This window comes from uncultured Bradyrhizobium sp. (assembly GCF_964252615.1).
Taxonomy (GTDB): domain Bacteria; phylum Pseudomonadota; class Alphaproteobacteria; order Rhizobiales; family Xanthobacteraceae; genus Bradyrhizobium.
Window position 1 is genome coordinate 1 of record NZ_CAXUNQ010000080.1, and the last position, 12,667, is coordinate 12,667.

Consider the following 12,667-nt stretch of genomic DNA (forward strand, 5'->3'; position numbering starts at 1 on the left):
TTCTGAAGGCATAACTCACGCCGGCTGAAGCATTGACGTTCGAAATTGTCGGTGCCGACAGCCTCCAGCTCGTCATTTGACAGCCTGTCCATTGAGCCTGGAGCCGACAATGAACATACAATCGACATTGAAGATCGACCGCGGCGGATTGATCCACGACATGTTTCGCGATCAAGCCAGGCTTCATCCTGAAAACACGGCGCTGATGGCGGAGAACGGTTCGAGGTTGAGTTATCGGGAGCTCGACGGGGAATCGGACCGGCTGGCGCAACAGCTTCGCGGGCTTGGCGTCGTGCCTGACCAACGCGTCGCCGTCTGCCTCGACCGTTCGATCGACCTGATCATTTCCATGCTGGCCATCATGAAGGCGGGAGGCGCGTACGTGCCTCTCGACATGTCTTATCCGAAAGACCGGATTGCCTTCATGCTCGACCATTCCGGCGCATCGATCCTGATCAGCACGGAAGTCCTGACCGTCGACATGTTGCCGAAAAGCCGCGTAATCACCCAGCTTCTTTCCTGCCATGGGTCGGAACGATCGAATGAATCGGCGCCGCGCGCGCGGATACTTCCCGATCATCTGGCCTATGTGATTTACACATCGGGTTCTACCGGCGTTCCGAAGGCGGTGGCCATCAGCCACAGATCGCTTGCACGGCTGATCCGATGGCAGATCTCGGATGGATCGCCTCCCGGTCTGAAGACCATGCAGTTCACGCCGGTCAGTTTCGATGTATCGTTTCAGGAAGTATTGTCGACGCTGTGCACCGGCGGCACGCTTGTTCTGGTGACCGAACCGGTCCGGCGCGATCCCCACCGGCTGCTGCTGGTCATTCGCGAACACTCGATCGAGCGACTGTTCCTGCCGTTTGTGGCGTTACAGCAGATGGCCGAAACCGCGGTCCGGATGGACGTCTGGCCGACTTCGCTCAAGCACGTGACCACCGCCGGAGAACGGCTGAAGGTCACGCCGGCGATCCGGAAATTCTTCGAGCGGCTGAGCGGTTGCCGGCTGCACAATCATTACGGGCCCACGGAAACCCATCTCGCGACCAGTTTCACGCTGGGCAAGTCCGTGGAGGCGTGGCCGACATTGCCGTCGATCGGTGCGGCGATATCGGACACCGTCTTGCATGTTATCGACGACAACTGGCGACCGGTTGCGCCCAATGAAGTCGGCGAACTCTACATTTCAGGTAACGGACTGGCGCGATGCTATCTCAATGCCCCCGATCTCACCGCGGAACGATTTCTGCCCGATCCGTTCAGCCGCATCAAGGGCATGCGAATGTACAAGACCGGCGACCTCGTTTGTGCCCGAAGCGACGGCACCCTGGATTTCGTCGGCAGGGCCGACGATCAGATCAAGGTGCGGGGATTTCGAGTCGAACCCGGCGAAATCGAAGTTACGCTCGCGGCACATGCCCATGTGCGCCAGGCCGCGGTCGGATTGCGCGAAATCGCGCCCGGGAGCGAAAGTCTCGTAGGTTATGTCGTGGGCGACGGCTCGCCGGTTACGGTCGCCGAACTGGTGAAGCACCTGAAAGGACGGCTGCCCGACCACATGGTCCCGTCGCGGTTCATGTTTCTCGATGCGCTGCCGCTGACGCCGAGCGGAAAAGTCGATCGCCGGCTGCTGGCCAACCTGCCACTTCCGGCCTCGGCGGTTAAAATCACCGCTGAAGATGACTTGCTTGAAATTGTCAAAGGCGTGTGGGAACTCGTTCTCGGCCGCAGCGACTTCGAGGTGGAGGACGATTTCTTCGACATCGGCGGAGATTCCCTGCTCGCAACCTGGGCCGCCGAAGAAATCAGCAAGGTCCTGGGGTGCGGCGTCGATCTGTCGACGTTGCTCGACGACGCCACGATCGCCGGCATGGCAAAAGCGCTCAGGAAGGCTCAACTGGAAACCGAACTGGGACTTCGTTCGGAACGGGTATCGGATGTCGTTACGCTTAGAGCCGGCTCGATGCAAAGGCCGCTGTTCCTGGTGCATCCGCTTGGCGGCGAGCTGTTTGCGTACAAGAACCTCGCCCGGCTGTTGAAACCGCCGCGAATGATATTCGGTTTGCACTGGCACCCGATCGACCCGAAAGCGGTAAATATCGTTTCCCTTCAGGAAATGGCCGCGACTCATCTCGCGCAGGTTCGCTCGGTACAACCCGCCGGACCTTATCATTTCGCCGGCTGGTCGTTCGGCGGCGTGCTCGCGTTCGAGATGGCGCAGCAGATTCTGGCGAGCGGTGAGAAGGTCGATTTTCTGGGGATGCTGGATGCGAATCCCGTGCTGGATCCGACTTCCGGAACCCCGATCGGCGACACCGCGCTGCACGATCAGTTGGCCGAAGTCCTCGCCGAGATCGATCGTAAAGCGGAAGCCGGAGAAGACCTCGAGACGCAGAAGCAGCACCTGCTCACGGGTTTCGGGAACAGGTTATTCGCAAACACCATCCCCGATGGGGTTACCGCCTACCATTTGCGGCAGAACCTGCGGGTAACGCTGGCCAGCATCAAGGCCGCCCTGGCCTACCGCGCGACTTCATACAACGGGCAAATCCATCTGTTTCAGCCGGCGGAAGCTTCGCAGGCCATACAGGACAAGCTGGTGATTGCGCTGCAGGACATCGTGACCGCTCCGCTTGTCAGGCATCAGGTGCCCGGAAGCCATCACACGCTGCTAAAGGATCCCCACGTCGCGAAGGTTGCGGCCGCGGTCGATGCGGCTCTGGCGCCGTTCGGTTCGGGTGCGCCCGGCAAGCGTGCTGACGCTTCAATCGATGTGCATGCAAACATGGTCTGAAGACAATGCCAGAACCATCGGACTTTCTGCAGGAAACGGCGTGTTACTATTTTCCGCAGATAGCGGACGAAACCGGGCAATGCGTTGATTTGCCGCCGGGGCTTTGTGACTGGATATTCACCGCAACATGGGATGTGCCGCAAGTTCGAGACGTGATCGCAGCTTACCGGGATGTCCTCGACATCGATCTTGTAAGACCGTCAGGCTTGCATTCGCGATCAAACGACAGCGTTCCCAAACAAGTAGTTCGCGTTGGGCTCGATGTCATCCTTGCCCATTTCCTTGAAAAAATAGCGGGCGAAGCGGTTGGATGCCTGTCGTTTTCCGCAGGCGGCGCCCAGGCTGCGTATATCTTTGCAGATATCGTCAGCACGAGAGACTATCTCCGGTCGGCAGTTTCGCTCGAAAGCGAAAACCGACGCATTCTGGCGGAATCCGGCATCAAGTTCGGCCTGTCCGAAATGCTCGTGACAGGACCGACGGCTGAGCCGGCCGAGAAGTTCCTGCCCGATATCATCGAAACGCTCCAGCTTGGCGACCGGGTATTTCTGAAAGACCGCCATGGAGCGAACGGCTGCCTGATCGCCGGTTGTTCGCGAAGTGTAGAACGGGTACGAGCCGAGTTGACGACAATGAAATCCGTCAGAATGACCATCCTCAATCGCGTGACGACCCCTCAACAGGCCCATTTCCCCCTCTACTCGCGAACGGTACTGAGCCGAATGCTTCAGGATGTTGCTTTCCGCCCGCCCCGCTTCGCGATCGTCGATACGACCGGCGGCATCGTCGAAACTGGCAGCGACGACTTCCCTGCGCTCCGGCGTATTTACGAGGACAGCATCATCGGATGGGCGGCTTCCGGAACTGCGATGAACCAGTCCGATAAATATGCAAAACGTCTGATGGTTGTAAGCACGCGATTTGGCGCAGGTGTTCTCGATCGCGCCGGCGCGTTTCGCGATGTCGCGTTTCCCGAGGATATCGCGATGCCCCTCGCCGTGCTGGTCTAGCTGGCGGGCACGACGTCAGGCCGGATGGTTCGCGGCCGTGCGGCTTTGCGCCAATCGCCGTACCGGATCATACTCCCTGTCGTCCTGTTTCCCCGCGCGCTGCCGTGCTTTCTGCAGTCCTTCGGCGAGCGCGCGTACCGTCCGGGTGTCGATAAATTCGGTTATTTCAAGCTCCAATCCAGTCAGATCCGAAAGCTGGCTGACAAGGCGCAACATCAGCAACGAGTCGCCGCCGGATTCGAGGAAATCCTCATTGACCGAACCGGGCGGCCGGCCCACCAGATTCGTCCACACTTCAGCAATTTCCTGCTCGAGCGGCGTGGCCCCCGCCAGCGCCGGCCTGACCGTATCGGCATCCCGCCAGCATTGAAGCAACGCCTCGCGGTCCACCTTGCCGTTGACGTTGGTCGGAATCCGGGCCATGCCCACGATGGCGGATGGCACCATGAAGCGCGGCAGCAGACGGCCGGCATGGTCGGTGAGCTCGGACGGAGAAAGTGCGGCGTCGTTGCGCGGTACTACGAAGGCCAGGATGCGCTGGCCGGCTTCATCGTTGGTGGCCATGGCAAAGCAGGTGGCCACAGATGGATGCTCGCACAGGACCGCTTCGATTTCAGCAAGCTCGACGCGCAATCCGCGCAATTTCACCTGCCGGCCGGATCGGCCCAGATGCTCGAGCACGCCGTTGTCCCGGTAGCGGCATATGTCTCCGGTCCGATACATGCGCCCGCCCGGCGGCCCGAACGGGTCGGGAAGGAAACGTTCCGCCGTCAACTCCGGCCGCCTGTGGTAACACTGCGCGAGCCCGATTTCGCCGGCGATATACGCTTCCCCCGGGACGCCGATCGGCGCGACGTTGAGCTCCTCATCGAGCACATAGAGGCGGAAATTTGCCGCGGGCCGGCCGAGCGGCACCACCGGCGAACCCTCATCGGGCGGAATGATCATGTCGGTCACGGTGCCGGCTTCGGTCGGCCCAAATCCATTGATCAGCTTGGCGCCCAGCCGCGCATAGAAGGTATCGCGCAAGCGCGGAGTCATCGGTTCGCCGCCGCAGATCACCCAGCGCAGCGAACGGCAGCGTCCTTCCGGCAGTTGGTCGAGAAATACCTGCAGCATCGAGGGGCCGAGAAATATCCACGTCACGCCATATTTTTCGATGACATCTGCCAGATAGACCGGATCGCGATGGGCGCCGGGCCGGCAAACCACCAACGTGGCGCCGAAATACAGGGTCCAGAATATCTCCCAGATCGACACGTCAAATCCGTGCGACGTCTTGAACGCGTTGGCATCGCCAATTCCGAACGGATAAAACCGCTGCAGCCAGAAGATTTCGGCGATCGCGGCATTGACGGGATAAGCGACAGCCTTGGGACGCCCGGTCGAGCCCGAGGTGTAAAGCAGATGGACCGCATGGTTGGTCGGGCCATCGCATGGAATGTTCTCGGACGGCAGCGCCGCCCAGCGGTCCCCGTCATCGTCCATGCAGATAATCTGCCACGGTCCCGGCGAGACTTTCGCCGTCGAGGCGCGATCGACCAGGACGAGGCGGGGTGCGGTGTCTTCGAGCATGAATGCGATTCGCGCATCGGGCAGTTCGGAATCGAGCGGGACGTAGGCGGCGCCCGATTTGGCGATCGCGTAAAGCGCCACCATCAGCGAAAAGCTTCGTTCCATGCATATGGCGACGAAGCCGAAACGGCCGGCGCCCGAATTTCGCAGGAAATGCGCGAGCCGGTTTGCCCGCCTGTTCAGTTGGCCATATGTCATTTGCCCTTCATCGCCGATCAGGGCGACGGCCTCGGGCGTCCGGGCGACCTGCTGCTCGAACGGCTCCGCCATCGTGCGGTAAGGGTGCTCCGGCCGGGCATACGGATTGAGATCGAAAAGTATCCGCTCCTGCTCCGCCGCCGAAACCAGAGCATGACGCTTCAGCGGCCGGTCCGGCTGTTCCAGCATCGCGGACAGCAGCCTGGGATAGATATCGAGGTAGCGCCGGACCGTGGCCGGGTCGAACACGTCCGCCGCGTAGGCCATAAATCCGGACGCCACGGAGTTCTCTTTCGTCATCGCCACAAGGGTGAGATCGACATCGGTATTGCAAACGCGGGCGTTTCCGGTCTGTGCGGCCGAGCAACCGCCGTCTTCGGGTGCGACATCGATCGCGAATTGCGCCTGGAAGATTGAAGGTGTGGCTGCATCGCCAGCGATAGCCAGTTCCTTGACAACGCGGTCCAGCGACACGCCGCGATTGGCCTGCGCCTCGAGCGCGGTCGCCTGCACGCGCCGCACGGCCTCGCGAAAACATGGATTGCCGTCCAGGTTCGTTCGCAGCGCTGCAATAGCGCCAGCATCTTCGGGGAAGGATCCCGTGGAATCAATTGCCACCGGCAAAGCCGCTCCGACAATCACGTCGCTCTGTCCCGTGAGCCGCAGCAGCAGAATTTTGTAGGCCGTGAGCAGGACAACAAACAACGTGGTACATTCGGATTTGGCAAATTCTTCCGCTAGCCTGATCAGGTCGGGCGCGAGGCGGAATGGTATGCGATGATCCGGCAGGCCAGGCGACTGCGCCCGTCGCGGCCGATCTTTCGGAACATCCAGGGCCGGCAGCTCGCCACCAAGCTTTTGCCGCCAATAGGCGAGTTGCGGAGCAAGGTCGATACCGCCGGCACCGCCGTTATCCCGGCGTCCTCCCGCGTCCAACTGGCCATGCCGCCCATGGTTGGCATTCGGTCGTGTCTCGTAATTTTGCGTCTCGTGCTTGCCAGCCATGGATGCGTGCCCGGACAGATTGCTATTTCGTGGCTTCGTAATGATGCATCGAGGCGCGTTGCGTGAAGATATCCCGCAGTAGCGCCGCCGCCAGAGCCGGGTTTTCCCCAGTGAACACGTGGCCGCCTGCGATCGACCGGAAACCGGCTCCGACCGATTTGGCGTAGGATTCCATCTGCTGCGGCGGCGAGACCGCGTCTTCGATCCCGTTGACGAATACCGTGTCGCACCGCATTTTCCCGCCCGGGACGCCGCGTTCCTGTTCGGCGGCTGTCGCGCGGAACAGCGCGTGGATGCTTTCGCCGTCGGCGAACATAGTCCTGTAACGGCTGACGATCAGGGCGTGGGCCATCGGATTGTCGCCGAGCCATTTGTGCGAAAAGAACCAGAAGCATATCATGCTGGCATAGCAATCGAGTCCGTGCGTCTCCAGGGTCTGCTTGAAAACCTTGTTGAACAGTTTGTTGAATCCCGTCAATTCGGGCGGGTAGGCTCCCATCAGAACGAGTTTCTTGAAATCGACGTTGCGCCGCAGGTGCAAGCTCCGCAATAAGCCCGAGCCGAACGACAGGCCGCACGCCATCACGTCCCCAGGGTCGAGCGATAGCGCCTCGAGCAGTTCGAGCACATAGCCTTCGTACTGCTCCGGGCGATCAAACGACGGATCGGCGGAACCGCCATTCAGATCCAGGCTCTGATTAGGGAAATCGAACAGGATCACCTCGAACGAGGAAGCGAGCGCATTGGCGATAGGCTCCCAGGCCTGCCGGCGCTGATATACGCCATTCACGAACAAGACGGGCGGTCCGGAACCGATCCGCGAATAATTGAATTTCCCGAGATCCATGAATTACCTTGCGCAAGACACCGGCTGTCGACGCCGTGCCGGATTCATAAAGTCGTTGTTTCGGTCGCGACGATGGACCGGCGTTGCTTGGTATAGTAAAGCACCAGAACCACGGTGACCGCCCAGAGGACGGCGGTGACGTAGACGATGAACGTATAGCCGCTGGCGAGCGGATCGCCGGACGAGCCGAGCTGGTCTCGCTTGAATACGTCGAGGATCACGCCGCCGAGAAATGCGCCGGCCGCCGTACCGCAATAGAGCAGGAAGCTGACGGCGCCAAGAAACGCGCCCCGCGACTCCTTGCCGACCGTCGATACCGCCTCGGCTTGCAATGTTGCCATCCGCAACGACTCGCTCACCATGTAGAGCGAACAGACCGCCATCATTACCCAATAGATGGTGGACGGCGTGGTCGGAAGATGCACGAACATGAAGATAGAGACGATGATCGACAGGTTCGAAACCACAACCAAGGTGGTTCGGCCGATACGGTCCGCGAGACGGCTGGCCAGAATGCTGCTCGCCAGCGCCGCAACTCCACAAACCGGGTAGATGGTTGCGAAACCCGTCGGCGGGAAGGCGCGGGAAATGAACAAATAGGGCGGCCCGTAGGTAAGGTACATGCCGACGCCGACACGCATAATGAGGAAAATCGCGAGAAATCCGAGCAGCCGGCGTTCGCGCAGGAACGACGTATACTTGACGAGAATCCGCCGGATCTGGATTGTTTTGCCACCGGTCGGGATGTTGCGCAAACGCGCCATGCTGACCAGGCCGGCGGCGAACGACAAAAGCCCGAGGCCGACAAACACCGCTCGCCATCCGAACAGCGGCATTTCGATCAGGATCACGCCAAGCGGCACGCCCAGAATAACACTCGCCCACAAGGCGCCGGTGATGAGGCCGACCGCGGAGCCTTGCTTGTTCTCGGCGAAATAGTCTCCCGCATAGGCCAGCGAGCAGAAGATAAGGGGACCGAAGCCGACGGCGCTCACTACGCCGAGCGCATACAGGGACCATTGGTCCCACGTTTGCGAAAACGCGATCACGCCGAGCGCATTCGCCATCACGAAAAACGACAGGACGCGCTTGCGGCCGTAACTGTCGGACAGCGGTCCGATGACCAGCGATGCCAATCCGACCAAAACCCCCTGGACCCCGACGAGAAAGCCGATATTCGAAATATCGATGTGGAGATCGCGGGCGATGTCGCGCGCAAGGATAGGCAGGATCAGGGGAACGAAGTAGCCGAGGAGCGCCACGACAAACAGCAGACCCTTAACAAACGTATCTTCGCGACTGTCAGTTGATGTCACGGCGGCTGTTGTCATGAAAACCGGTTCCCGGGGCGGACCAACTGCTTCATTGCTCGGACATGAATTCACGCGCGCGTTCGACCCTGATGACGCCTTCGTCGACCATCCTTTCGGAGATCTGCAGGATCTGCGCGGCAGTCGCTCCGGCCGCCATGGCGACTTGGCGTGCGTGCATGCGCATGTGGCCGCGCTGGAGTCCTTCACAAGCAAGCGCCCGGATGGCGGCGAAATTCTGGGCGAGACCCACCGCGGCCAGGATTTCTGCGAGCTGGCGCGCGTGCGGCTGACCGAGGATCTTCATCGCCGCTCGTGCCGTCGGATGCACCCGGGTGGCGCCGCCGACGGTGCCGACGCTCATCGGCATTTCCAGAACCCCGTGCAGACAGGCGATCGGGCCGCGGTCGCGCGAAGACGTATCCGGCAGCGGCCGTTCATGGCCTTGCCCGCATTTGAGATCGCGGTGATCGCTCTTGACCAGCGACCATAGGCTCAGGCTGGTGTATCGTCCGTCGCGCGCGGCATATGCATGCGCTCCGGCCTCCAACGCGCGCCAGTCGTTTCCGGTCGCAATGGCGACGGCGTCGATGCCGTTCATGATTCCCTTGTTGTGCGTCGCAGCCCGGTAGGGATCAGCCGCCGCGAAAGCCGACGCTTCGAATATCGATCGCGCCACCTCATCGCCGCGCATTCCGTTTTTTGCCAGCAAATCAACCGGCACCAGGCATTCGGCGCGCGCGGTCCGCCGATCCGTCAAGTTCGACAGGATTTTCAGGTTCACCCGCCCGCCGGTAATGCTTTCGATCAACGGGCCTACGGCTTCCGCCGCGGTATTCACCGCATTGGCGCCCATCGCGTCGCAGCAGTCGTATAAAATATGTACGATGAGCATGGGACCGGCCAGCGTCTCCCGCAGAGGCCGGCACTCGATCCCCTTGGCCCCGCCGCCGAGCTTTTGAATGGTAGGATGGTGGCGGTTCGCCGCGTCCAGCAATTGAGATTGCGCAGCAAGAACTTTTTTCACTGCGTCGTCGATGTCGACCAGATCCATGACCTGGATTTGGCCGATCATGATGGATTCGCTGCTGCTGGTTAAAAAGCCGCCACCCGCGCGAGCCAGCTTGGCCGCGTAGCTGATGCCCGCGACCACACTCGGTTCTTCGAGCACCATGGGGATCGCCACGTCACGGCCGTTGACCAGGAAATTAGCCGCAACCGCGAGCGGCAGCGCGTATCGGCCGACCACGTTCTCTATCATGGTATCGGCCTGATCGGCAGAAAGCCCGGCGTCAAGCGAGCCGCGTTCCGCTGCGTCGAGCCCGACAAGTTCGGCGAGTACGCGACCGCGCTCGGAGCGATCGAGTTTGTGAAGCCGGGCGAAAGGGTTCGCGGCCGCATCGGCCGGCCCAGCGCCGGGAATGGTGATTCCCGTCTCCCTTGCGGTCGGCGCGGGCTGAACATCTCGGTTGTGTTGCGGATAAGCCATCTGAACCTCTGGAGCCGGTGATCCAACAATCCTTCAAACGTACCGATCGACTCCTTGTCCTTCGCCGACGTGGCCCTTCGCCGTAGCGGCTACGCCGCAGGTGGCCGCCACTTCGTCGGCGCCGCAACGACGCGCTAGTATAGGGGTAGCGGCTAAAGTAATGCAACCTTTGGACGTACAAGCGATAGTTGTGCGTCGTGGCGTTCGGATGGGCCCATCGGCAACTGCCGGGATGCGAGCGGCATCACCGCCGTAGCAGAAAATATTCCTTCTGTCGCTCGGTGTGCCGTTGAACCTCCTGATTACGGCAGTTTGTCGAGATCGCGCTCATCAGATCCCAGACCGTTTCGCTGCCGAGTTCCCTGCGGAAGTAGTTCTTGATCAGGATGGCAAAGATGTCCTTGTAGTTCTCCATGTTTATCAGCCGCGACAGCGACAGCATGGTATCCCGCTCCTCGGCGCTCAAATCGGCCCGCCGGTAGATATTCTCGGCCGGAATGCCGGTCGCGCCGTTGGTGCTGAAATTAAGCAGTGCCTTTGGGTCTTCGACGTTTGCAAAATCGAGAATCAGATGCATCCTGTCGAGATCGGAAAACGATGCCGCGCTATGCATCCTCGCCGCATCGAGAAACCACGCCTCGCTGAAGCGCATCTGATAGACCACATTGTCCTCCGAGCTGTAACAGTCGGGATTGGTGATCAGCGGAATGTGCATGCGGTGCATCGGAGCATCGAGCTCCAGCAGGTCGCGGTGGGGAATAATCACGCTGCGTGGGGTGAGTATTGCGATCCTCGCGAACCGCAGGTGCTTCAAATTGAACGAGCGCTCGACGAGGCTCGTCAAGTAGGGCAGTTGCGCGGCGTATTTCGTCTTCACGACATCGCCTTCGTAGGTGGAGATGTGCGACTCGTCGGGGTCGCCGGTGCGGTTCCACAACATCGCGCTGCGCCACTGACCGCACAGGAAATCGTTGTAGGCGGCGCTGTATTCGAAGTGATTGCAGCGCTCCAGTTCCTTGGATAGGCGATCCTGCTCGATATCCAGCTTTCCGATCCGTTGCGTTCGCATGTTGGCGTGCTCCCTTGATCGATCCTTCGCGGTCGGCTTGCCTTGCTTGCGCGGCGTCCGCCCGCCGCACCGCGGTCGCTCGCGCGACCCCGTCCTATCTCATTTGCTGCCTGAGACTTAAAGGCCGCATGTCCTTCCAGATGTCGCGGATACGGCCAAGGCACAGGTCCTTGGTCCCCCGCGTTCCCTCGTCGATCCAGCCTGGCGCATCCGCCATGTGCACGGGCCAGATGGCGTACTGTTCCTCGTGATTTCGCACGACCTTGTAGTTCCAATGATCGTTTGTTCCGAACGCATCCATCTCGTACCTCGCTGTCAGGTATCAGTTGTCCGACGCGCCGTCGCGCGCCCCAGCGCCATTCCGCGGATTTCTAGCGCGTCGTGAACGGCTCTCCCCATGCATTCTGTTTTTTGATGCGATTGTGCCGGTATCGGTCTTCGCCGGCGATCAGCACGCAACCATGCTGGGAGAGGTCGAAGTGATGGCCGAACTCGTTGAATTCCGTCATTCCCGAATAGACCTTGACGTGGGCCGGCACCACCCTGATGGAGAATCCCATTCTTTGCTTCCGGCTCACATTCGGATTCGATCCATGGACGCACCGCGCCGTGAAGATGACGAACTCACCGGGCTGCATCACCATATGGGCGACTTCCTCCTCGTCCGGATTCCATTCCGGCTTGACCTTGATATCATTGTAGTCGTAGCCGAAGAAGGTGTGATCGCCGCCGCTGGCATCGGACTTCGAGGTCACGTGTTTCATGTAGGCGGTTTCGTCATAATGCCAGGTCTTATGACTGCCGGGCAGGAATTTGAGGCATCCGTTCTCCATCGTCGCTTCGGTGAACGCGACCCACGCGGTCAGTTCCATCGGAATCCCTTCGCTCCTCGCGCTGGGCTCCAGCATGCCCTTGGTCGTTTCTCCGATGGCGTAGGTTTCGACCTGATGCCAGCCGGTTCCCGGATCGCCCGGCTTTTTCGGAAAGAATTCGGTACGCCAGCACAGGATGTCGGTGCCAAGAATAGCCTGAAATCTGCGGACGATCGCCGGTTCGCTGATCAGCTTGCTCAGCCCGGAAATATCAAGGTGACGGTCATAGTTCATCGGGTTGCCCGGAAAGGGCGCGCGGGATCCCTTGACCGGGTCAAGTAACGCGGCGCGCTGCGTCTTCCACCAGGCCGTCATCTGCTCCGGCTCCCAGAGCTTCAGCGGGCCCATGAATCCTTTCTCGTTGAAGAATTCAAGATCGTCTGCGACATCCCGTTGCTTGGTCATCGTCATCGTCATGTGAGCCTCGCATTGTTGGGGGCCGGGATCGGAACGGCACTTGCAACGCTCGGGTCGTTGTATCGTGCCAGTTTT

9 protein-coding genes are annotated in these 12,667 nt (G+C 60.6%); 2 read left to right on the forward strand and 7 right to left on the reverse strand.

The features are described 5' to 3' along the window. Positions 1–109: 109 nt before the first annotated feature. The gene (locus ACFE72_RS23340) at positions 110–2,800 is read left to right on the forward strand and encodes an amino acid adenylation domain-containing protein (RefSeq protein WP_375415501.1); all 2,691 of its coding nucleotides are present in this window, start codon (positions 110–112) and stop codon (positions 2,798–2,800) included. Positions 2,801–2,805: 5 nt separating this feature from the next. Continuing rightward, positions 2,806–3,810 carry a hypothetical protein gene (locus ACFE72_RS23345; protein ID WP_375415502.1) on the forward strand — a complete coding sequence of 335 codons (1,005 nt, stop codon included), beginning with the start codon at positions 2,806–2,808 and terminating at the stop codon, positions 3,808–3,810. Positions 3,811–3,825: 15 nt separating this feature from the next. On the opposite strand, the gene ACFE72_RS23350 is transcribed toward ACFE72_RS23345, so the two are convergent. The 7 genes from ACFE72_RS23350 to ACFE72_RS23380 all read right to left on the reverse strand — a co-directional run bounded on the left by ACFE72_RS23350 (position 3,826) and on the right by ACFE72_RS23380 (position 12,592). Then, complete coding sequence (locus ACFE72_RS23350; protein ID WP_375415503.1) at positions 3,826–6,588, reverse strand: amino acid adenylation domain-containing protein; 2,763 nt, start codon at positions 6,586–6,588, stop codon at positions 3,826–3,828. A gap of 22 nt (positions 6,589–6,610) precedes the next feature. Next, positions 6,611–7,435, reverse strand: a complete 825-nt coding sequence (locus ACFE72_RS23355; RefSeq protein ID WP_375415504.1) for an alpha/beta fold hydrolase — start codon at positions 7,433–7,435, stop codon at positions 6,611–6,613. A 44-nt stretch (positions 7,436–7,479) separates the two neighbouring features. Then, positions 7,480–8,766 carry an MFS transporter gene (locus ACFE72_RS23360; RefSeq protein WP_375415505.1) on the reverse strand — a complete coding sequence of 429 codons (1,287 nt, stop codon included), beginning with the start codon at positions 8,764–8,766 and terminating at the stop codon, positions 7,480–7,482. Positions 8,767–8,797: 31 nt separating this feature from the next. Beyond that, on the reverse strand, positions 8,798–10,234 hold the full coding sequence (locus ACFE72_RS23365) for a hydroxymethylglutaryl-CoA reductase, degradative (RefSeq protein ID WP_375415506.1): 1,437 nt from the start codon (positions 10,232–10,234) through the stop codon (positions 8,798–8,800). Between the two features lie 244 nt (positions 10,235–10,478). Beyond that, a complete protein-coding gene (locus ACFE72_RS23370) occupies positions 10,479–11,303 on the reverse strand; it encodes an aspartyl/asparaginyl beta-hydroxylase domain-containing protein (RefSeq protein WP_375415507.1) in 825 nt (274 codons plus the stop codon). A 94-nt stretch (positions 11,304–11,397) separates the two neighbouring features. Beyond that, positions 11,398–11,604, reverse strand: coding sequence for an MbtH family protein (locus tag ACFE72_RS23375; protein WP_375415508.1), 207 nt, complete (start codon positions 11,602–11,604; stop codon positions 11,398–11,400). A 70-nt stretch (positions 11,605–11,674) separates the two neighbouring features. Next, positions 11,675–12,592, reverse strand: coding sequence for a chlorinating enzyme (locus tag ACFE72_RS23380; RefSeq protein WP_375415509.1), 918 nt, complete (start codon positions 12,590–12,592; stop codon positions 11,675–11,677). Between the last annotated feature and the right edge of the window lie 75 nt (positions 12,593–12,667).